The sequence below is a fragment of the Leclercia sp. AS011 genome (assembly GCF_037152535.1).
In the GTDB taxonomy this organism is placed as follows: domain Bacteria; phylum Pseudomonadota; class Gammaproteobacteria; order Enterobacterales; family Enterobacteriaceae; genus Enterobacter.
Genome location: NZ_JBBCMA010000010.1, coordinates 1 through 23,230 on the forward strand (window position 1 = coordinate 1; position 23,230 = coordinate 23,230).

General features: G+C 63.2%; 6 protein-coding genes. 2 read left to right on the forward strand and 4 right to left on the reverse strand.

The window, feature by feature from the left end:
- The first annotated feature begins 218 nt into the window (after positions 1-218).
- Both WFO70_RS21580 and WFO70_RS21585 read left to right on the forward strand, forming a co-directional pair.
- Entirely contained in the window at positions 219-611 is a 393-nt protein-coding gene (locus WFO70_RS21580) for a hypothetical protein (protein ID WP_337019223.1), read from the forward strand.
- A gap of 114 nt (positions 612-725) precedes the next feature.
- Entirely contained in the window at positions 726-1,421 is a 696-nt protein-coding gene (locus WFO70_RS21585; protein WP_337019225.1) for a hypothetical protein, read from the forward strand.
- A 58-nt stretch (positions 1,422-1,479) separates the two neighbouring features.
- Here WFO70_RS21585 and WFO70_RS21590 read toward each other — a convergent pair whose 3' ends face one another.
- The 4 genes from WFO70_RS21590 to WFO70_RS21605 all read right to left on the reverse strand — a co-directional run bounded on the left by WFO70_RS21590 (position 1,480) and on the right by WFO70_RS21605 (position 22,480).
- Positions 1,480-2,649 carry an HlyD family type I secretion periplasmic adaptor subunit gene (locus WFO70_RS21590; protein WP_337019303.1) on the reverse strand — a complete coding sequence of 390 codons (1,170 nt, stop codon included), beginning with the start codon at positions 2,647-2,649 and terminating at the stop codon, positions 1,480-1,482.
- A 10-nt stretch (positions 2,650-2,659) separates the two neighbouring features.
- A complete protein-coding gene (locus WFO70_RS21595) occupies positions 2,660-4,852 on the reverse strand; it encodes a type I secretion system permease/ATPase (protein ID WP_337019227.1) in 2,193 nt (730 codons plus the stop codon).
- Entirely contained in the window at positions 4,849-6,249 is a 1,401-nt protein-coding gene (locus tag WFO70_RS21600; protein ID WP_337019229.1) for a TolC family outer membrane protein, read from the reverse strand. The genes WFO70_RS21595 and WFO70_RS21600 overlap by 4 nt, the downstream gene beginning before the upstream one ends.
- Before the next feature lie 76 nt (positions 6,250-6,325).
- Positions 6,326-22,480, reverse strand: coding sequence for a BapA/Bap/LapF family large adhesin (locus WFO70_RS21605; protein ID WP_337019231.1), 16,155 nt, complete (start codon positions 22,478-22,480; stop codon positions 6,326-6,328).
- Between the last annotated feature and the right edge of the window lie 750 nt (positions 22,481-23,230).

Here is a 23,230-nt window from a genome sequence, read left to right on the forward strand (position 1 = left end):
GGCCAATACGTTTAATATTCATGTGGACACCTCCCCCTGGGAACTGAAGTTAACACCTCAGTCTGGCACTCTGATGCCGTAAGGTGGGAGGTGTCCATCACATCGGCCTACGAAGTGCGTCGAGCGCGCAACGACCAAACTCATGCATTTCTATTATTGAACTTAATTAGCCAGCTATAAGACTTTAACTACGTTCATTCTCTTCCAGGGTTACGCACATGTTTCTGTCATGGTGGTTAATCGTTCCTGTCGTGGTAGGGATCGCCATACTCTTCATCATGGTTTCCCGGCTCTCCAATGAAGTAGATAAACTTGAAACGGCGCTAGAAGAGAGCCGGGGGCAGATGAAGACCCTGGGTGAGAACGCGGAGGCGTTCAAGCTGGCGAACCTGCGCACTGCTGAAAATTTGATACGGGTTAGACGTTGCGTGCAAAATTTGCAGAGCAGCAGTGTGCCTGACCAAGAGAACCTCCTGTTCGAAATGAACTGCGCGCTGAATCTGGCTACCAATAATGCGATCAATAATCCTGATTTTATTGCGCCTCGCGCAACGCCAGAGGCATCTCCAGCGCAGAAGATTAACGAATCGTTGCCGTTAATGTTTCGTTGAAAATGATTAAGCCGCCTTACAGCGGCTTTGTGTCCTGTTGCTGCTATAAATGGCAGGTGAAGATTAATAATTACTGTGAAAGGATCATTAAAATATTTTTAAGGGAGCAGTAAAGTGACGCACAAGAGAAAAGGATGGGAAAGACAAGGCAGTACAACAAAGAGGTCTCCTGTCGCTAAAGCAGCGCCTGTACAACAGGCGGAGATGTGTTCGCAAGCGATAGCTACTCATCAGGAAAATAAAAGTGAAAAGAAGACGTTTTTAAATTTGAGTCGTTTGAATGGCGCTTTATTAATTATTTTAATTGGCTGGCTATGTGCCTATCTGGGATGTGAGCCCTGGATAAACGAACACCTTGGTTATCCAGAGAACCCTGATAAAGTCGCTAACGCAATGAGTTTATTCAGAGCCTGGCTTAACTTAGGTATGGTGACCATCGTGATTCTATTCACCTACTGGGACCGATGGGGTATTTTCAAACAGACGATTTCAAATAACATTGAAGAAGCTGCATTGAAAAAAAGAGTTAATGCACTCTTTCCCCCCTTTGCTTTAGCCCTTATACCCTTTACCACTGCCGCGAGTGATTTAGGGGCGCTTCTTTCCCTACCCAATCTTACTTTCCATCTGTTGATGGCTTTCTTAATACTACTGATTATTATCGATGGATTGGTGGCGGCTATTTTGGTTAAAAAAGATCCTGATAAGTTTTTTAACAGGACATTGTCCTCCCATATTGGGGCGTTTTTTATTCTAATTGCAATTTGGTTTGTCATGACGGTGAGATTGAGTTTCCCGTTGAGTATTTAATTCAGGAAATCCTGTAGGCCGGGTAAGGCGCAGCCGCCACCCGGCATTGTTGCAATCTTTACCTTTCCCTTAACGCCTCTTTCGCCCGGTTAAACGGCTTGATCATATAATCCATCACCGATTTCTCGCCGGTTTTGATATCCACCGTGGCAATCATCCCCGGCACGATGGAGAAGTGGCGGCCCGCTTTATTGACCAGATAATCCTGGCTGGTGCGGATAAACACCCGGTAATAGAACACTTCCGGTTTTGCCTCATCCTGGATGGTGTCCGGCGAGATAGTCTCCACCACGCCGTCCAGCCCGCCGTAGATGGCGTAATCGTAGGCGGTGATCTTCACCAGCGCCTTCTGCCCGGGGTGAATAAAGGCGATATCGCGCGGCGAGAGGCGGGTTTCAATCAGCAGGTGATCGTCCACCGGCACAATCTCCATCATTTCGCCGTTCGGCGGGATCACGCCCCCGATGGTGGTCACCTTGATGTTCTTCACGATGCCGCGTACCGGGGAGGTGACGGTCAGACGGGTCACCGAGTCTTCACGCCCCTTCAGCACCGCCGAGAGCATATCCACTTCCGCATTGGATTTGGACAACGCCTCCCGGGCCTGAACGTAATACTGCGAGCGCAGGTCGGTAAGCTTCAGCTCCAGGTCGCTCTTCTGGCGCTGCAACCGCAGGGCTTCAACGTGGCTGGCGGCACCGGTTTTCACCAGCCGCTGGGTGATGGCAAGTTCCGCATTGACCAGCTCCAGCGCCTGGCGCAGCTCGCGTCGGGAGTCTTCCAGCTGCTCCCGGCGGGAGTTATAGAGCCGGGTTTCGGCGGCGATCAGATCGGTCCATTTCGCCAGCTCGGGCGGGAAGGAGAGCGGCAGATCGTTCACCTCCGCGTGCAGACGGGCGCTGGAGGCCAGCGACGCCCGGTAGCGGGCGGCGCTTTCCCCGACGTTCGATTCTGAGCGGGTCGGGTCGAGGCGCGCCAGCACCTGACCGGCCTGCACCTGATCCCCCTCATGCACCTTCACCTCGGCAAGGATCCCGCCGTCGAGGGACTGCAATACCTGCTCGCGGGAGCTGGGGATCACCTTCCCGGTGCCGGTGGAGACCTCATCCAGGATGCTGAACCACGCCCACACCCCGGCGATGACAAACAGCAGCAGGCTGAAGATGACAATGCTTCTGGCCCCGGTATAGCCGCTCTCGGAGCCGAGGGCGTTATCCAGGTCGTCCATCGCGGCGGCATCATGCTGATTGATTTTCATTTTTCCACTCCCGGCCATTCGCCTGCTGTTGCTGCTGCATCCGGCTGTTGCTCAGCGCCTGGGCTTTCGGCGCATCCATCACCAGCATCCCCTCTTTCAGCACCACCACGCGCTCCACCAGTTCCAGCATCGGCACCCGGTGGGTGGCGACGATCAGGGTCCGGTTGCCGAGCCACTGGCTCAGGCGCTGAATAAACTCGCGCTCGGTGTGTTCATCCAGCGAGGCGGTCGGTTCGTCCAGCAGGACGACGTTGGGATCGCGCAGGAACATGCGCGCCAGCAAAATCGACTGCCGCTGGCCGCCGGAGAGCCCGACGCCGTTCTCCATGATCGGATGGTCCAGCCCCTTCGCCAGCTTCTGCACGAAGGTGGCGGCGCCGCACATCTCCAGCACGGCAAAGATCTCTTCGTCGGTGGCGCGCGGCATCCCGAGGGTGATGTTTTCCCGCAGGGTGCCGTAAAACAGCCGCGCGTTCTGGCTCATCAGGCCGACATTGCGGCGCACGTCCGCCATGTCGAGATGGGGCAGGCTGAGGTTGTCGAGGCGCAGCTCGCCGCCCACCAGATCCATGCTGCCGACCATCGCCTGCAGCAGGGTCGATTTGCCCGCGCCGTTACGTCCGAGGATCGCCACGTGCTCGCCGGGTTTGATCTCCAGCCGGTTGATGCGCAGGGCCGGGTTCTGCACGTCGCCGCCATAGGCAAACTGCGCCTGCTCGAACAGGTAGTGACCGCGCAGCACGTCCTGGCGGATCGGCGTCTCTTCGCGCTGGTTCTCGGTCGGGAGCTGCATAATATTGTCCAGCCCCTCTTTGGCGGCCTTCACTTGCTGCCAGCGGGCCAGCACGCCGCACAGGGTCGCCATCGGAGCGATCATCCGCGAGGCCAGCATCGAGGCGGCCACCACCGCACCGGTGGTCATTTCACCTTCGATCACCATCGGCGCGCCCACCACGATCACCGCGGTGTAGACCAGGCTCTGAATGGTCATCCCCCAGCTGATTAAGCCCTGGGTCAGTTCGCGGGTTTTCAGCCCCGACTCGGCGGTGATCTGCACGTAGCTGTTCCACTGTTGCAGGAAGCGGTTCTCCGCCTGCATCAGCTTGATATCCTCCAGCCCCTGCACGCTCTCCACCAGCACGGCGTTGCGCAGGGTCGATTCATGGGCCGCCTGCTTCGCCAGCGCCGCCAGCTTTTTCTGCAACAGCAGGCCCGGGAGCACCATCAGCACCGCCGCCACCGGGGCGATCCACGCCAACGACGGGGCGATGATCGCCAGCACGCCGACAAACAGGAAGAAGAAGGGCAGGTCAACGATAGTCGAGATGGTCGAGGAGGTGACCATCTCGCGGATCTGCTCCAGCTCGCGCAGCTGGGAGATAAAGCTGCCGGTGGAGCGGGGCACCGCGCTGTTGCGCAAGCGCAGGGCATGGCCGAACACCCGGTCCGAGACGCGCAGGTCGGCCCGCTTGCCCAGCAGATCCATAATGTGGCTGCGGGCGAGCCGCAGGATAAAGCCGAACAGGGTGGCGATCAGCACCCCGATGGTAAGCACGTAGAGGGTGGGGTAGGACTGGGCCGGGATCACCCGGTCATAGACCTGCATCGAGAACAAAATCCCGGCCAGCGACAGCAGGTTGATGAACAATGCCGCCAGCATCACGTAGGTGTAGGGGCGCAGGTCGCGCATCACCAGGCGGTAGAGCCAGTCCGGGCGATATTTGGAGATATAAGCATCCACGCGGCTGTCTTTTAACGCTGCCAGCGGACGCAGGGCCACCACCTGATGAATGGCGGGTAGCATCTTCGCCAGTGAGATGCGGTTGGTCTGGGCCTTGCCGTCAAAGAAGCAGACGTCGACCATATCTTCGCCGTCGAAGTGCTCAATCACCCCGATCTTGCCGTCATTCAGCTCCACCACCACCGGCAGCCGCCAGCTGTTAAGGGATTCCTGACCGTTATTCAGCAGCCGAAAGGAGAGCCCCGCCTCCCGGGCCAGCCCGGTCAGGGCCGGGGTTTTGCTTTTACCCTGTAGCCAGGGGGCACCGGCCACCAGCGCGCCGGGAGAGCAGGCCACCCGGTAGCGGGTGGCGACATAGCCAAACGCCTGCGCCCAGTGCTCCAGCGCCTCCTGCGTCAGTGGCTCCTCGTGAAGGATATCGTCTCGCGTCATGGCTGGATCTCCACTGACTGAATAGTGTGGTTTTCGAGGTCGAAGGCGTTGCGCATCCGCCCGGTGTTATACAGGCAGTTGATCTGCAGCTGGTGCAGCTGTCCGGCGGTCTGCCACTGGGTAAAGCGTGCCTGGTAGACCTCCTGCTCGGCGTTCAGCACGTCCAGCAGGGGGCGGGAGCCGAGATCCAGATACTGCTGCTGATAGAGTTCACGGGTGCGCTGGCTGAGGGTCTCTTGGCGGGACTGGATCTGCAGGGTGCTCATCAGGCTCATCACCTGGCTGCGCGACTCCTGCAACTTCTGCCGCACGTCCAGCCGGGTGCGCTGCACGTTGGACTGGGCTGCCTCCACCGCATGGCTGGCGGCGTTGCGCCGGGCGCTCAGGCCGCCGCCCTGGTAGATGGGCATCTCGACGTTGACCGACACGTTGTACTGGGTCTTATCCAGGGTGTCGTGGCCGGGATAGCGATTGTTAATGTAGTGACGAACTTCCGGCTCCAGCGAGATGGTGGGGGTCATCTGGGCGTTGGCGTAGTCCAGATTGGCCTGGGCCACGTTGGCCTGCGCCCAGGAGGAGAGCACCGCGGGCACCAGCCGGTCGTCCGGCTCTTTGATGTCGCAGCTTTGGGCCAGTTTAGCCGGGAAGCTGTTGCTGACCGCGTTGAGGTTGCTCCAGCCGAGGTTGTTCATCAGCGTGGCGCGGGCGCTGTCGAGGTTGGCCTGATACTGCATCAGCTGCGCGCGTGCCCCTTCGATACGGGCATCGGTCTGCACCACGTCGGAGAGCGAGGTGGCCCCTTCGTCGTTACGCTGGCGCGTCAGTTTGCCGATGCCGCCCAGCGCCTCAAGCTGCTCTTCGGCGGTCTCCACCATCTGCTGCCACATCTGCACCTGCACCAGTGCGGTGGCGGTATCCCGGGCGATGGTATCGATGCTCAGCAGGACGTTGGCCTGCTGCTGCACCACGCCCGCGTCTTCGGCCCGCACCTGGCTGGAAACCTTGCCGAAGTCATAGAGCATTTGGGAGAGGGAGAGCACTACCGAGGGGGTAAAGCCGGTATCGCTGGAGTTGTTGCTGTAGCCGTTGTTGATCCCGGCGCTGATCTGCGGGTAGTACTTCGATTTGGCAACATCCACCTGCTGGATCTGTTCGTAGAGTTTGCCCACCGCTTCCTGAATGGTGGGGTGCCAGTTGACGGCGCGCGTCACCGCATCGCCCAGGGTTAAGGTGCCGGGCGCGGCCTGGCTTGTCGGCAGGGCGACCCGTCCATTGAGGGCGGGGAGCTCCTGGTTTTCACGTAATTGTCCAAAACTAATGACCGCAGGCGAGTCGGCCGCCAGGGCCTGCCCGGACAACAGGCAGCACCCTAGCCACCAGCAAGGTACTTTGTTCATGGCATTATCCCTAAAAAACTGAACAACTTTATTATGTCTGGCCCGGGCGACGTGAGCCCGGGCCTTGTTATTAGCGCTATTGGGTAATGATATGTTGTTGGTTAACCAGTTCCTCGTAGGTTGTCTGAACGTTATCCAATGTTACCAGTGTAGTATTTGTGTAAATATTTGCCGCTCCGTCTCGATCGACGGAGATCACGGTATTGCCATTGCTGTTGGTGACGTGCAGATAGTTACCCAGCGTGGCGCTGCTACCGTTCCAGCCCACCAGCAGATCGCTGATGTCGATCTTGTCTCCCTGTGCCAGCGAGAAGTTGGTCCAGTGGTCATTGCTGCCGTTGCCCGCCGTGCCGTTACCTGCCGTGTTGTTCAGCACCTGGTAAATCAGCGTGTCGCCATAGGCGCTACCGGTGAAGGTATCGCTGTGCTCGGAGCTGACGAACTTCGGTGCCATGTTGATGGTCAGGGTGGCGGTATCGGTGGTGCCGTTATCGCCGGTCAGTTTGTAGGTAAAGGTCTCCTTAGTGGTCATGGAAGCCAGCGAGACGCCGCTGTTCAGGGTGTAGCTGTAGTGGCCATCCACCCCGATGGTCAGCACGCCGTAATGCCCCTGAATGTTGGCGGTGGCATTAGCGGTGGTGTACGGATCCAGAGTCGTGACGGTGCCGGTATAGCTGGTGACGCTCAGACGGCTGTCCACCGAATGGAGCTGATCCAGCACGCCGCCGGAATCCGTGCCGTCAAAGATATTGCCGGTGACGGTGTGGCCCGCGCTGGTGAGCTCATTGTTGAGTAACACCGTGGTCCCGGTGACGTACGGCGTGATGGAGATCTGGCCTAACCCCAGCGGGCCCATCGACCCGGTAAAGCTCAGGGTGTAGGTCCCGGCGTCCAGATCCAGACCGGTGACGTTAATGGTCGCCACACCGCCCAACAGCAGACCGCCATTGAAGGATCCCGTTCTGGTGACGCCTGGCCCGCTAATGGTCCAGTTGACGTTCAGACCGCCCAGCGACAGCAGGGAAGCGACGTTAAAGTGGAGCACGACGTCGTGCAGGGCGGTGTTGGCCCCCACCACAAACGTCCCGCTGCCTGAACCCGAGGTGGAGGCCAGCAGAGCCGCGTTCCAGGTGGCGTTACCCACCGTATCATCCCGATAGGCCGCCACCGGGTGCGTCGCATCGACGCTCAGCTCGCGGCTGACGTCGTTGACCGCATCCAGGGCTACCGGCGTTGGGGTGATGTTCAGCGAGGCGGTGTCCTTATCGCCATTCGGAGCCGTGACGGTATAGACGAAGGTGTCCGGCGTGCTGATGTGGTCCGCGCCCACCCCGGCCCGCAGGGTGTAGGTGTATTTCCCGTCGGCGTCGATCGTCAGGGTGCCGTACTGCCCCTCAATGCGGGTGGTACCGGTGGCGTTCACGTTGACCCCGTTCACCTGGGTGACATGCGAGCCCGCCGGCAGGATGTCACTCTGCAACACGTCGCCGGTGGTGGCGGCGGTGGTGCTGGTGACGGCGTAGACATGATCCTGCAACACGTTGATCTGGTAGCCGGTCAGGGCGGTGATCCCCGAGACGGTGTTCATCAGGAAGATGTAATCCCCCGCCGGCAGGGTCAGGGTCAGCGGTGCCGAGGTGCCGCCCAGCAGCGGCGCGCGCAGCCAGCCAGCCTCGGTGCGCATCCGCTCATAGCTCTGGGTCGCCGGGTTGAACTTGTAGATATAGAGATCAAACACCGACGCCAGCGCCACCCCGCCCACAGAACCCTGAATCGTCATGGTGCGGGTGGTGCCTTCCGCCACGCTGTACTTCATGGTCTCGCTGCGGTCGTCCAGCAGGTTGAGGTTCAGCACGTTGCCCAGATTGACGCCCACCACGGTGTAGCCGCTCTGGCTCGAGGTACCGTAGTCGATGGCCTGTACCTGGGTGTTGAAGGTCAGCGAGGCGGTATCGTCCACCGCCGTCACGCTGTTCCGCACCGTGTTTTCGCCGAGGGTGATGATCAGGCGGGCGTCGTCCGTAGCCCCTTTCCCGGCGATGTTGTAGACGAAGGTATCGGTCCGGCCCAGCACCGAGGCGCTGGTGTTGGTCAGGGTGTAGGTATAGCTCCCGTCAGCGTGCAGGGTCAGGGTGCCGTACAGCCCGTTGATGGTGGTGCCCGCCGCCCCAGCCGCCACGTTGACGGTGACGCCGTTGGCGTTGGTGACGCTGGTGACCACCGTGCCGTTCGGGGCGCTGTCGCTGCCGCTTACCGGATCGGTGTCGGTGATGACGTTACCGTTTTTCACCAGCGCGCCGGTGAGGGTGCCCGCGGTGGTTTGCGTGACGTCCACATCGAGGCTGGTGTAGGACCCGGTCGCCAGCAGGTTGGAGTTGTAGCTCAGAACGCGATACTGCCCGCCCGGCACGCCGGTGAGGTTCAGGGTCACGCCGCTGGACCCGAGGGTCAGCAGGTTAGCGAACTGCGGCAGGCCGGTATCCACTTCGGTGGTCCAGGTGGTGCCGTTCCAGCGTTGAACAATGATCTCCAGGGTGTTGAGCAGGGAGAGCACGATGCCGCTGGCGCTGGCGTTGATCTCCATATCCGCGCTGCCGCCGGTCGGTACGGTGAAAGTCACCTGGGCAGAGTTTTCCCCCAGCAGCGACAGCACGTTGCCGACGCCGCCCACCAGCTGGACGCCGTAGTCGCTGTACTGGGCAGTGCTGGTGGTGGCGGTGGTGGTCAGGGCCAGACCGACCACGTTGTCACTGGCCGACAGCGGCAGGTTAGGGGCGATCACCGTCCCGGTAACGGAGGTGTTACCCGCCGCATCGGTGGCCGAAAGCGTGATCCGCTCCCCTTCGGACTGCTTGTCGAGGAAGGTGTAGCTCCAGTTGCCCTGGGCGTTGGCAGTGGTGGTGACCACGCTGTTATCGCTCAGCAGCAGGGTGATGGTGCTGCCCGCTTCCGCGGTGCCGCTCAGCACGCTGCCGTCGGCGTTGAAGGTCCCCTGCGGCGTGCCCGGCGCGACGGTATCCACCACAATCGAACTCAGTGGCGTTACCGCGCTGGTGCCCACCGCATTGCCGGCGGTGGCGGTAAAGGCGTGCGGGCCATTCCCCAGCGGCACGGTTGGCGTGTATGTCCAGACCCCGGCGCTGTTGGTGGTCACCGTGGCTAACAGCACGTTGTTGTCATACAGGGTGATGGTGGAAGAGGGCTGCGCGGTCCCGGTCAGGGTCGGGGTGGTGTCGTCCGTGCTCTGGCCGTTCAGCAGGTTGCCGATGATGCTGCCCGCGTTGTCGTTGACGCTGGTGATGACCGGTGGGTTCGGCACCAGCGAGTACGGCATCCGCAGATCCACCGCCAGCCCGGCGTTACCGGCCCGGTCGGTGGCAAAGACGTGCAGCAGCTCGGCATTAACCTGCGGCGTGGAGAGCGTGATGCTGAACTTGCCGCTGGCATCCGCGACGCCGGTCCCCAGCACCGTCACGTTGTCAGTGCCGAGAATGGTCACGGTGCTGCCCGCCTCGGCGGTACCGTTGACCTGGCCGCCGCTGTTCAGCACGGTGAAGCCGCCCGGCGCTCCCGGCGCGACGGTATCCACGGTGATCGAGGTAATCGGCGAGGCCGCGCTGAGGTTGCCCGCCGCATCGGTCGCCGTTGCGGTGAAGTTATGCACCCCGTCGGTCAGCGTGGTGGTGGTCTGGGCCAGGGTCCATTGACCCTGGGCGTTGGCCGTCACCTGGCCCACCAGGGTGGTGCCGTCGTAGATGCGCACCGTTGCGCCTGCTTCGGCGGTGCCGTTGAGGGTCGGACGGGTGTCGTTGGTCGGGTTACCGTTGAGCACCGGGCCCTGGATTGAGCCAACGTCATCCACCACCGAGGTGATGACCGGCGCGCCCGGGGCGGTGGCATCAAGGTTCAGGTTAAAGGCTGGGGTCGGCAGGCTGACGTTGCCCACCGCGTCGGTGGCGGTCACTGTCAGGCTACGCAGGCCGTCGGCCAGCGGCGTGGCGGGGGTAAAGCTCCAGGCGCTGTTGGCGTCGGCCACCACGCTGCCCAGCAGCTGGTCGCCGTCGTAAACGTTCACCGTCGAGCCCGCTTCCGCCGTACCGCTAAGGGTTGGTCTGGCGTCGTTGGTCAGCTGGCCGCTGGTGAGCGACACCACAGTGCCAACATCATCCACCACCGAGACCAGCACCGGCACCGCTGGCGGCAGGGTGTCCACCGTCAGGGTGAAGGTGGCGGACGGATCGCTGACGTTGCCAGCCGCATCCGTCGCCACCGCCGTGAAGTTGTGCTGGGCATTGGTGAGCGGCGTGGTCAGCGCAAGCGTCCAGTTGCCGCTGCCGTCGGCGGTAGCGGTGCCGAGCAGGGTCTGACCTTCGAAGATCTGCACCCGGGCGTTCGGTTCACTGGTACCGGTCAGCACCGGCAGGGTGTCATCGGTGCGCTGACCGCTGGTCAGGGCGCCGGTGAGGGTGCCCACGTCGTCCTGGGCCAAGGCGATGACCGGGGCGACCGGTTTCAGGGTATCGACAATCACCGTGAAGCCCGCCGAGGCCTCGCTGAGGTTGCCTGCGGCGTCGGTGGCGCTGGCGGTGAAGGTGTGGCTGCCGTTGCCCAGTTCGGTGCCCGGGGTGAAGGTCCAGTCCCCTGCGGCACTGGCCTGCACCGTGCCGAGGGAGACGCCGTTGTCATACACCGTCACGGTGGCGTTAGCGGCAGCCCGGCCCGACAGGGTTGGGGTTGGGTCGTCCGTCACCTGGCCGGAGACGGTAAGCGGGTTCTGGATGGTGCCCACGTTATCGGCGGCAGAGACGATAGTCGGTGCCGCAGGTGCCAGGGTGTCCACCGTCAGGGTAAAGGCCCCGCTGGCCGGACCGGTATTGCCGGCAAGATCGGTGGCGGTGAGGGTCACGCTGCGCAGCCCGTCTTCCAGCAGGGTGTCAGGCGTAAAGCTCCAGCTGCCTGCGGCGTTAACCACCGCGGTGCCGATCTCCTGCCCGTCGACGAGAATGTGGATCGTCGAGCCCGCCTCGCCGGTGCCGTTGAAGGTTGGCCGGTTATCGTTGGTGATGCCGCCGTTGTTGACCGGGCCGGTCAGGGTCCCGACGTCATCCACCACGCTGCTGAGAACCGGGGCCAGCGGAGCCACGGTATCAACGCTGAGGGAGAACGCGGGCGAGGTGCCCGAGACGTTACCCGCCGCATCGGTGGCGCTGACGCGCAGTTCGTGCGGCCCCTGGGCCAGATCGCTGGTCGGGATAAAGCTCCAGCCGCCGGTGTCGTTCACCAGCGCGGTGCCGATCTCGATCCCGTTATCGAGGATATGCACGGTGCTGCCCGCCACGCCGGTGCCGGTCAGTTCCGGACGGGCATCGTTGGTGAGCTGCCCGCTGACCAGCAGGCCGGTATTGCCCGCCACGTCGTCGCTAACGCTGACCAGCACCGGGGTTGCCGGTGGGGTCATGTCGACGGTGAGGGTATAGGCTCCGGAAGGCTGGCTGAGGTTGCCTGCGGTGTCGGTGGCGATGGCGGTAAAGCTGTGTTCGCCTTCCGCCAGCACTACCGTTGGGGTGAAGCTCCAGATCCCGCTGGCGTTGGCGACCACGGTGCCGAGCAGTCTGGTGCCTTCATAGATGGCGACGCTGCTGCCCGCTTCCGCGCTGCCCGACAGGGTTGGGGTGTTGTCGTTGGTGACGCCGCCGTTGACCACGTTGCCGGTGACCGGCCCCACGTCATCGTTGGCCCCGGTGATCACCGGCGCAGCGGAGACGGTATCCACCACCAGCGAGAACGGATCCGAGCGCAGGCTTTCGTTGCCCGCCGGATCGGTGGCGCTGAGGGTCAGGGTATAAGTGCCGTCGTCCAGCGCCTGAGGCAGGGTAAAGCTCCAGGCCCCGGTGGTGCTTACCGGGACGCTACCCAGCAGGGTGTCGCCGGAATAAACGTTAATCACATCCCCCGGCGTGGCGGTGCCGTTGAGGGTTGGCTGGTTGTCGTTGGTCGGTCTGCCGCTGACCACCGCGCCGGTGACGGTACCCAAGTCATCAATCACCGTACCCAGTGCAGGGGCCGCCGGTGGAGTGAGATCGATATTGACCGTCGCGTCCGGCGACTGGCCGCTGGTCTGGCCGTTGACGGTGGCGGTGACGCTAAAGCTGTGGCTACCTTCCCCGAGGGCGGAGACCGGGAACGACCAGGCCCCGGAGGTGGCATCGGCGGTGACGGTGCCCAGCGCCGTGGTGCTGCCGTCGAGATAAATCGTCACCAGACTGCCCGGGATCGCCGTCCCGGTCAGGGTTGGGGTGGCGTCGTTGGAGCTGAGTCCTTTGACGTTGACGCTGCCGCCGGTGCCGTTGTCATCGAGGATGGCATCGATGGTCGGGACGTCCGGCAGCGCAGGGGTGGCCGGAACGTTATAGGTTGCCGGGCCGCTGACGTTGCCCGCCACGTCGCTGGCGGTCAGGCTGAGGGTCACCGCATCGCTCTGCGGCGGGGTCAGGGCAACCGAGAACTGCCCCTGGGCGTTGGTGACGCCAGTGCCCAGCACCGTGTTGTCCGGGCCACGTACCGTAATGGTGGAGCCCGCTTCGGCGGTGCCGGTGAGCGGCGTACCGCCGGAGACAATGCCGGTCACCGCAGGCGCACCCGGCGCCTGGGTGTCAACGACGAGGTTCACCGGGCTACCTTCGCTGATATTGCCCGCGGCATCTGTTGCCACCAGGGTCAAGGTGTGCGGACTATCGGACAGCGGGGTGCCGCTGGCGACGGGGAGCGTCCACTGTCCCTGGGCGTTGGTCTGCACCTGGCCCAGAGACTGGCCGTCAACAAACACGGTGATGGTGCTCAGCGGTTCGCCGGTGCCGCTCAGGGTCGGGGTGCTGCTGTTGGCGTACAGCGCACCGTTGGCGAGGGTGCTGTCGGAGATCGCCAGCAGCTGCGGGATCGCCGGTGGCACGGTGTCGATGGTAAAGGCAAAGGGACTGCCCGCCTCGCTGACGTTCCCGGCGGCATCCATCGCCGCCACGGTCAGGGTGGTCACGCCATCCTTCAGCACCGGCGTGGTGATGGTCCAGGTGCCGTTGCTGACCAGCCCGCGGCCCACTTCAATGCCGTTGCTGTAGAGGATCACCGTGGTGCCGTTCTCCCCGCTGCCGGTGACGGTCGGGGTGGTATCGTTGCTGCTGCTGCCCGCCGTGATAGTGCCGGTGACCGGCCCGACGTTGTCAGCCACGCTGGTGATGACCGGGGTATCCGGCACCTGGCTGTCGACGGTCACGGTGATGGCATCCGACACCTCCGAGACGTTACCCGCCGGATCGGTGGCGGTGAGGGTGAAGCTGTGATCCCCCTCGGCCAGCGGAGTGTCGGAACGCCACGTCCAGTTGCCGTTGATGTCCACCACCACTTCGCCCACCAGCACGTTGCCGGTTTCGGTCTGGTCGTAGATGCTGATCACGTCATCCGGCGTGCCGGTCCCGGTCAGGACCGGACGGGTGTCGTTGGTGGCACCGTTATTGCCCACCGGGCCGGTAATGTCGCTGACGTTATCGGTCACCACTGGCAGCCCCGGTGCGTCCGGCGCCTCGGTATCGATGGTGATGGTTACCGGATTCGACGGCGCACTTTCGTTACCCGCGCCGTCACTGTTGGTCACGATCAGCACGAGGTTATAGGTGCCGTTCGGCAGATCCTCTGGCGGCGTCCAGCTCCAGGTTCCTCCTGGCTGTACGGTGGTTTCGCCGATTTTGGTGGTGCCGTCGTAGATGGAGACGATATCGCCTTCCGTCCCGGTGCCGCTCAGGGTTGGGGTGGTATCGCGGGTACTGCCTCCGCCGGTGATGGGGGTCTCGCCGCTGCCGTCAGGGTTGACGGTGATGTCCGGAATGCCCGGGGTGGCCGGGGCCACGGTATCCACCACCAGGTTAAAGGTGCCGGAGGTGGCGGTGTTGCCCGCCGCATCGCTGGCCGTGGCGGTCAGGGCGTGGGTGCCGTTGCCCAGCGGCGTGGTGAGCTGGATGCTCCATGCCCCCGTGGCGCTGGTGGTGGCGGTGCCGAGCAGGGTGGTGCCTTCATAGAGGCTGATCAGGGTGTTGGCCGGGCCGGTCCCGCGGATCAGCGGCAGGGTTTCGTCGGTCGGCTGGTCGCTGACCACGTCGCCGGTGACGTTGCCGGTACTGTCCACTGCCAGGGTGATGGTCGGGGCGGCAGGCGGCACGGTGTCGATGGTGATGTTAAAGGGCTCAGACGGCTCGCCGGTGTTCCCGGCGGCATCGGTCGCCACCACGGTAATCACGCGCGGCCCCTCGCTGAGGGCGTCCTCCGGGGTGAAGGTCCATACCCCGCCTGCGTTCACCTGAGTGGTTCCCACCTCCACGCCATCCACCCGAATGCTGATGGTGGATCCCGCTTCCCCGGTGCCGTTCAGGGTTGGACGGGTGTCGTTGGTCGGGCTGTTGTTGGCAATTGCCACCGGGCTGCCGGAGAGATCGTTGATCGCCGAGGTGATCGCCGGGGCATCCGGGGCGGTGGCATCCACCAGGATGCTCCAGCTGTTGGAGGCGGCGCTGTGGTTGCCCGCAGCATCCACGGATTGCGCCGTCAGAACGTGGCCGCCGTCAGGCAGCGCGGCGGTGAGCTGGATCTCCCAGGTTCCTTCCGCGCTGGTCCGGGTGGTGCCGATCAGATCCGCGCCGCTGTAGATCTCGATGGTGGTGTTGGCCGGACCGGTGCCGCGGATCAGCGGCGTTGAATCGTTGGTGATCTGGCCGTCGATAACGGTGCCGGTATTGGCACTCACGTTGTCAATCACGTCCACAATGACCGGAACCGCCGCTGGGGTGGTATCCGGAGCGGTGATCTGGCCTTCCGCGCCGGTATTCCCGGCCCGGTCGGTGGCGGTGACCGTCAGCAGTTCGCCGTTCGCTTTCGGCGTGGTGAGGGTGAGGGAGAAGCTGCCGTTTTCACTCACTACCCCGGTGCCGATCACGGTGTTGCCGTCGCGCACGGTGATGGTGCTGCCCGCTTCGCCACGCCCGGTAAGGGTGGTGCCGTTATTGAGGAGAGTGAAGCTGTCCGGGGCCCCCGGGGCGATAGTGTCGACGGTAATCGACGTTACCGGCGAGGCCGGGCTGAGGTTGCCCGCCGCATCGGCGGCGATGGCGGTGAAGTTATGCACCCCATCGTTGAGGGCGACGGTGGTCTGATCCAGCGTCCACTGGCCCTGGGCGTTAGCGAGGGTCTCGCCCACCAGAGTCTGGCCGTCGTAAATGCGCACGATGGCGTTGGCTTCGGCGGTGCCGTTGAGGGTCGGACGGGTGTCGTTGGTCGGGTTGCCGTTGAGCACCGGACCCTGCACCGAACCGACGTCATCCACCACCGAGGTGATGGTCGGGGCGACCGGGGCGGTGGCATCAACGTTAATCACAAACCCGGTGGTCGGCGGGCTGACGTTACCTGCCGCATCGGTGGTGGTCACCGTCAGGGTGTGGGTTCCGTCGGCCAGCGGGCTCTGCGGGGTGAAGGTCCAGGCGTTGTTGGCCCCGACGGTGGCGCTGCCCAGCAGGGTCGTGCCGTCGTAAACGTTCACCGTGGTGCCCGCTTCCGCCGTACCGCTAAGGGTCGGTCTGGCGTCGTTGGTCAGCTGGCCGTTCGTGAGGGCCACTTCGGTGCCCACATCATCCGTGACCGAGACCAGCACCGGCGCAACCGGCACCTGGGTATCTACCGTCAGGGTGAAGGTGGCGGACGGATCGCTGGCGTTGCCTGCGGCGTCGATCGCCACCGCGGTGAAGCTGTGCTGGCTGTCGCTCAGCGGCGTATTCACCTCGATTGACCAGTTGCCGCTGGCATCTGCTTTGCCTTCGCCGACCAGCACGTCATCAGCAAAAATGCGCACCACGGCGTTCGGTTCGCTGGTGCCGGTGAGCACTGGCTGCTGGTCGTTGGTGGTGCGGCCGCTGGTGAGCGGGCCGGTCACCGGGTCGACGTCGTCAATCGCCAGGGCGATGGTTGGCGGGGTCGGTTTCAGGGTATCGACAATCAGCGTGAAGCCCGGAGAGGTTTCGCTGAGGTTGCCCGCCGCGTCCCGGGCGCTGGTGGTAAAAGTGTGGCTGCCGTTACTCAGGGCGGTGGTCGGGGTCCAGCTCCAGTCGCCGGTTTCAGTGGCCTGCACGGTGGCGACGAGGGCACCGTTATCGTAAATCGCCACGCGGGAATTGGCTTCAGCCTGGCCTGTCAGGGTCGGCGTTGTGTCATCGGTGGTCTGGCCGGAGGCGGTGATAGGATCCTGGATGCTGCCCACGTTATCGCTGATGGCGGTCAGCGTCGGCGCGGCCGGGGCCAGGGTGTCGACCGTCAGGATAAAGGGCGCGCTGGCCGGGCCGGTGTTCCCGGCGGCGTCGGTGGCGGTAAAGCGGATGCTGCGGGTGCCGTCCTCCAGCGCCGTCTCCGGGGTGAAGGTCCAGCTGCCCGAGGCGTTGACCACCGCGGTGCCGATCTCCACCTCGTCGACAAGGATGTGGATGGTCGCGCCCACCTCGCCGCTGCCGGTGAGGGTAGGTTGCGCGTCGTTGGTGACATCGCCGCTGTTCAGCGTGCCGGTCACGGTGCCGACGTCATCCACCGCGGTGAGCAGAACCGGTGCCAGCGGGGCGGTGCTGTCGATGTTCAGCGAGAACGCTGGTGAGGTGCCGGAGACGTTGCCCGCCGCATCGGTGGCGTTGACGCGCAGATCGTGTGGCCCCGGGGCCAGATCGCGGGTGGGGGTGAAGCTCCAGCTGCCGCTGGCGCTGACCAGCGCGGTGCCGATCTCGATCCCGTTATCCAGAATGTGGACGGTGCTGCCCGCCACGCCGGTGCCGGTCAGCTCCGGACGCACATCGTTGGTGATCTGGCCGTTGCTCAACGGGCCGGTGTTGCCCGGCACGTCGTCATTGACCAGGGTGATCACCGGCGTGGCCGGAGGGGTCATGTCAACGGTCAGAATATAGGCCCCGGAGATCGGGCTGACGTTGCCCGCGCTGTCGGTGGCGACGACGGTAAAGACGTGCTGACCTTCTGCCAGCACGCTGGTCGGGGTGAAGGTCCAGGCGCCGGTGTTGCTGGCGGTGACGGTGCCAATCAGCTTAATGCCGTCGTAAATGGCGACGCTGCTGTTGGCTTCCGCAGTGCCCGTCAGGGTCGGGGTGTTGTCGTTGGTGCTGCCGCCGTTGGCGACGTTGCCGGTGACCGGCCCGACGTCATCGTTGGCCCCGGTGATAACCGCTTCTCCCGCGGTGGTATCCACCACCAGGGAGAACGGCTCCGAGCGCGGGCTTTCGTTGCCGGCCGGATCGGTGGCGCTGAGGGTCAGGGCGTAGGTGCCGTCATCCAGCGGCGCGGTCAGGGTGATGCTCCAGGCCCCGGTGTTGCCCACCGTGGCGGTGCCGATCAGGGTATCGTCGGCGTAAAGGCGGATCACATCCCCCGGCGTGGCCGTCCCGTTGAAGGTCGGCAGATCGTCGTTGGTGGCTTTGCCGCTGACTACCGTGCCGGTCAGCGGGCCGACGTCGTCCACCACGCTGCCAAAGGCCGGAGCGGTCGGTGGGGTGAGATCGATAGTGACCGTTGCCTCCGGCGACTGGCCGCTGGTCTCCCCGTCGACGGTGGCGGTGACGCTGAAGCTGTGGCTGCCTTCAACGAGGGTGGCGATCGGGAACGACCAGGCCCCGGTGGTGGCGTCAGCGGTGACGGTGCCGAGCGGCGTGGTGCTGCCGTCCTGGTAAATGGTCACGAGGCTGCCCGGGAACGCGGTGCCGTTGAGGGTCGGGGTGGCGTCGTTGGAGCTACCGCCTTTAACGTTGATGCTGCCGTCGGTGCCGTTGTCATCGAGGATGGCGTCGATCGTTGGCACGTCCGGGAGCTGCGGCGTTGGCAGGACGTTAAAGTCGACCGGATCGCTGGCGTTGCCCGCCGCATCGCTCGCCACCACGCTGAGGATGGTTTCGTTGTACTGCGGCGGGGTCAGGGCGATGGAGAACTGACCCTGGGCGTTGGCCACGCCGGTGCCCAGCACCACGTCGTCCGGGCCACGCACCGTAATGGTGGCGCCTGCTTCAGCGGTGCCGGTCAGCGGCGTACCGCCGGAGACGACCTCGGTGACCACCGGCGCATCCGGCGCGTCGGTATCAATCACCACGCTGACCGGGCTGCTTTCGCTGGTGTTGCCCGCCGCGTCGCTCGCCACCAGGGTGATGGTGTGGGTGTCATCCGGCAGGGCGCTGCCAGCCGGCAGCGGGAAGGTCCACTGCCCCTGCTCGTTGACCTGCACCTGGCCGAGCGGATTGCCGTCAACCGAGACGGTGATGGTGCTCAGCGGCTCGCCGGTACCGCTCAGGGTCGGGGTGCTGCTGTTGGCGTACAGCGTGCCGTTGACGAAGGTGCTGTCAGAGATCTCCAGCAGCTGCGGGTTGCCCGGCGGCAGGGTGTCGATGGTAAAGGCAAAATCGCTACCGGCGCTGCTGGCGTTCCCGGCGGCATCCAGCGCCGCCACGGTCAGGGTGGTCGGGCCATCCTTCAGCGCGCTGGCGGTGATGGTCCAGGTGCCGTTGCTGACCAGCCCGCGACCCACCTCAATGCCGTTGCTGTAGAGGATCACCGTGGTGCCGTTTTCGCCGGTGCCGGTGACGGTTGGGGTGGTGTCGTTGGTGCTGCTGCCCGCGGTGAGGGTGTCATTGACGCTGGCAATCACCGGGATCTCCGGCACGAGGCTGTCGACGGTCACGGTGATGGTGTCCGATACCACCGAGGCGTTGCCCGCCGGGTCGGTAGCGATGACGGTAAAGCCGTGCGTCCCCTCCGCCAGCGGCTCTTCGGCGCGCCACGTCCAGTTGCCGTTGATGTCGACCACCACTTCGCCCACCAGCACGTTGCCGGTCTCAGTCTGGTCGTAAATGCTGATCACGTCATCCGGCGTGCCGGTGCCGCTCAGCACCGGACGGGTGTCGTTGGTGGCACCGTTGTTGCCCACCGGGCCGGTAATTTCGCTGACGTTATCGGTGACTACCGGCGCGTCAGGTTGCGCCGGGGCGTCGGTATCAATGGTGATGGATACCGGCTGGGACGGGGCGCTCTCGTTGCCCGCGCCGTCTTTGTTGGTCACGGTCAGGCTGAGATCGTAGGTGCCATTCGGCAATCCTGCCGGTGGCGTCCAGCTCCAGTTACCCCCCGGCGGAATGGTGGTTTCGCCGATTTTGGTGGTGCCGTCGTAGATGGTGACGATATCACCTGCCGTCCCGGTGCCGCTCAGGGTTGGGGTGGTATCCCGGGTGCTGCCGCCGGAGGTCAGGGTCTGTTCCGCACCGCCCTCAGGGTTGACGGTGATCGCCGGAATGCCCGGCGTGCCCGGGGCGAGGGTATCGACCACCAGGTTAAAGCTGTCGGAGGTGGCGGTATTGCCCACCGCATCGCTAACGGTAGCGGTGAGAACGTGGGTGCCGTTAACCAGCGGGGTGGCAAGCTGCAGGCTCCAGATGCCTTCCCCGTTGCTGGTGGTGGTGCCGAGCAGGGTGGTGCCTTCGTAGATGCTGATCTGCGCGTTCGCCGGGCCGCTGCCGTGGATCACCGGACGGGTTTCGTCGGTGGGCACGTTGCTGGTCACATCCCCCTGAATGCTGCCGGTATTGTCTTCGATGCGGGTAATGACCGGGACGGTGGGCGCGACGGTATCAATGGTCAGGGTAAAGGTCCCGGAGGCGGGGCTGCTGTTACCGGCGGCATCTTTTGCCACCGTGGTGATCGCGTGCTGACCATCTTCCAGCGCCGTGGCGGGGGTAAAGCTCCACGCCCCGCCGTCGCCGACCTGGGCGGTGCCCACTTCCACGCCATCCACCAGAATGCTGATGGTGGATCCCACTTCGCCCGTACCGTACAGGGTCGGGCGGTTGTCGTTGGTGGTGCCGTTGTCGCCGATGGCTACGGCGGTCTCAGGCAGATCGTTGATCACCTGGGTAATCGCCGGGGTAGCCGGTGGCGTGGCATCGATGATGATGGTCCAGCTGCCGGAGGATTCGCTGCGGTTGTCATTGCGGTCAACGGCCTGGGCTGTCAGCACATAGCCGCCGTCATCAATCAGCAGCAGCTCGGTGGACCAGTTGCCGTCCGCGTCCACTTCGGCAAAGCCAACCTGGTCCGTGCCGCTGTAGATGTAAATGGTCGCCCCCGGTTCGCCGGTGCCGGTGATGACAGGATGGGTGTCATTGGTGATCTGCCCGTCGCGGACCACGCCGGTGATGCCCTCCACGTCATCCACCACGCTGGTGATGACCGGGGCCTGCGGTGGGGTGACGTCCGGGGCGGTCACGCTGGCTTCCTCCCCGGTATTGCCCGCGGCGTCGGTGGCGGTAACCGCCAGATCCTGGCCGTTCAGGCGCGGGGTGGTGAGGATAATTTCGAAGCTGCCGTCCGTGCCGGCCACCCCTCTGCCAATCACGTCGTCGCCATCGCGGATGGTGACGGTGCTGCCCGCTTCCGCCTTACCGGTGACGATGGAGCCTTCAGGATTGATCGCCAGGTCGGTCGGCGCATCAGGCGGGGTGACATCGCCCACCACGGCGCTGATTGGCTGACTCTGGTTTCCGGCGGCATCGGAGGCCACCACGTTAATGGTATCCCCTTCGGTTTGTGGCTCGTCGAGGGGAACCCGGTAGTCGCCGTTGGCATCGGTCTGGCCGGTACCAATCACATTCCCGTTACCGTCGGTGATGGTGATGGTGCTGCCTGGCTCGGCGCTGCCGGTGACCTCGGTGCCGCCCGGGATCAGGCTGATGGTCGGCTGGTCCGGCGGCGTGCGGTCAATGGTGAACGCAAACGGGGCGGACGGATCGCTGGTGTTGCCCGTCAGGTCGGTCTCCGTCAGGGTGATGACGTGGGGGCCATCGGCAAGCGGCGTGTCTGGCGTAAAGCTCCATTTGCCATCCGTGCCCACCGTGGTCTGGCCCACGGCCTGACCGTTGTCGTAGATGGTGATGGTGCTGCCGGGTTCACCGGTGCCGTTGAGGGCAGGGCGGTTGGCATCGGTGGTCTGCCCGGCGGTGAGGACGCCCTGCACCGTCCCGGTGGTGTCGGTGATGGTCACGCCGGACGGGGCATTCGGGGCGAGGGTATCCACAGTAAAGTTGAAGGCCGGCGAGGCCGGACCGGTATTGCCCGCGCCGTCGGTGGCCCGGGTGGTGATCTGGTGCGCCCCTTCGCCGAGCGCGGTGGCCGGGGTGAAGGTCCAGCTGCCGTCGCTGTTGACCTGCGCGGTGCCGATGGCTGCGCCGTTGTCGTAAACCGTGATGGTGCTGCCCGGTTCGCCGCTGCCGCTAAAGGTCGGGCGGGCGTCATCGGTGGTCTGGCCGCTGGTGAGCGATCCGGTCACGTTGCCCACATCATCGACAACGCTGTTGAGCGTCGGAGCCTCGGGCGGCGTGGTATCCACGGCGGTCACCGGGGTGCCCGGTCCGGTGTTGCCTGCCCCGTCGGTCGGGGTCACGGTCAGGGTCTCTCCGTTGGTATAGGGCTTGCCGAGATCGACGGTGAATTCGCCGTTGCCGTTGGCCTGGCCCTGGCCGATGACGTTGCCGTTGGCATCGGTAACGGTGATGGTGCTGTTGGCCTCGGCGCTCCCGCTAAGCTGGGTGCCATCGGCTGAGAATCTGAGGTTGGTTGCTGCGCCCGGCGGCGTGGTGTCGTTCGGATTGGTGCCCGGCAGCGTCGGGTTACTGCCATTGCCATTGCCTCCGTCACTGCCACTTCCACTGCCATTATCACTGTCGCTCCCGCCGCCGCCACCGCCACCGCCGCCACCTGCGGCCAGCGCGATGCCGCCTGCCACCGCCACGCCACCCAGGGCCCACGGCCAGATCGCCGCCTCACCGGCTGACGCGGTGGCGGTGCCCGCCAGCAGGGCATCAACGGAGGCAATCGACTGGTAGCTCTCTGCCGCCATTGGATCGGCAATCCACCACAGGGCGCCGTTACTCTCTTCCAGCACCAGCTGGCTGATCCCCTGTTCACCGGCAACAAAGAAATTTTTGAGGGTCAGGGTTTCGCCGTCGGTCAGCTTAACGATCAGGTCGTTACCGCTGCGTTCATAGTTGAGAATGTCGGCGCGTTCGGCGTTGATCTTCACGATGGAGGCATCGTTCAGCGTCACCTGCGATCCGTCTGTTACCGTTTCCACGTGCGTCAGTTTGGAGATGACAGTGATCTTACTCATGTGTATTACTCCCGGCAGAGTGCAATGAAATGGCGAGCGGTTTAGGCCATTTCTATTGCGCAGATTGAGCGCCACCCGTAGGGAAACTGTTTATTTTGAACAATGACCCAGGGTAATTATTTAAAAGTTATTAAGAGCTGCCGATAAAACGATGGTGGCAGCGGATTTTTGCCCATGGTATTCAGGGGGTAAGGCGATTGGGGATCTATTTTTCGGCAGTAAAATCCTTGTCTTTAATATTGGTAACAATTTCGGATTGACTAAATTGGATATAGCCAGAAAGTATTAAAAGCGCAAATTAAGCACTGGTTAATAAAGAGTTAGCGATATTGAAGACGTTATACAGGTGAGGGGTGCGGCAAAGGAACCAGGCGTGATGCGGGTTGGTAGGGTGGATGCAGCCTGGGGTAACAGGCTTTTATTTCAAAGTTAATTTAAGGGGTTAGGTATAAATTGGGTGCTTAAATCAGCCGGGATTATATTTTAGCAGAACTGTGCAAATAATTAAGCTGGAGTTAATTAGATATTGAATATGATATATTTTAGCGTATTTTTTAATATTCCTTGATTGTGGTTGCATTATTAAGATGCCCTGCTATTTAGTGCATGGTTTAAGTTAAGGCAATAACGGTATTTGGTAGAAAAATATTATGCGCGGAATGTCACAATAATAATGTCATTAAGTTTGGGGTTATTTGCCTGAGGGTATTTTGAATGTGTAGGCCGGGTAAGGCGTAACCGCCACCCGGC

Coding starts and splice junctions, on each gene's coding strand:
- WFO70_RS21605 (WP_337019231.1), bottom strand. CDS start 22,480: ATGAGTAAGATCACTGTCATCTCCAAACTGACGCACGTGGAAACGGTA.
- WFO70_RS21590 (WP_337019303.1), bottom strand. CDS start 2,649: ATGGACGACCTGGATAACGCCCTCGGCTCCGAGAGCGGCTATACCGGG.
- WFO70_RS21595 (WP_337019227.1), bottom strand. CDS start 4,852: ATGACGCGAGACGATATCCTTCACGAGGAGCCACTGACGCAGGAGGCG.
- WFO70_RS21580 (WP_337019223.1), top strand. CDS start 219: ATGTTTCTGTCATGGTGGTTAATCGTTCCTGTCGTGGTAGGGATCGCC.
- WFO70_RS21600 (WP_337019229.1), bottom strand. CDS start 6,249: ATGAACAAAGTACCTTGCTGGTGGCTAGGGTGCTGCCTGTTGTCCGGG.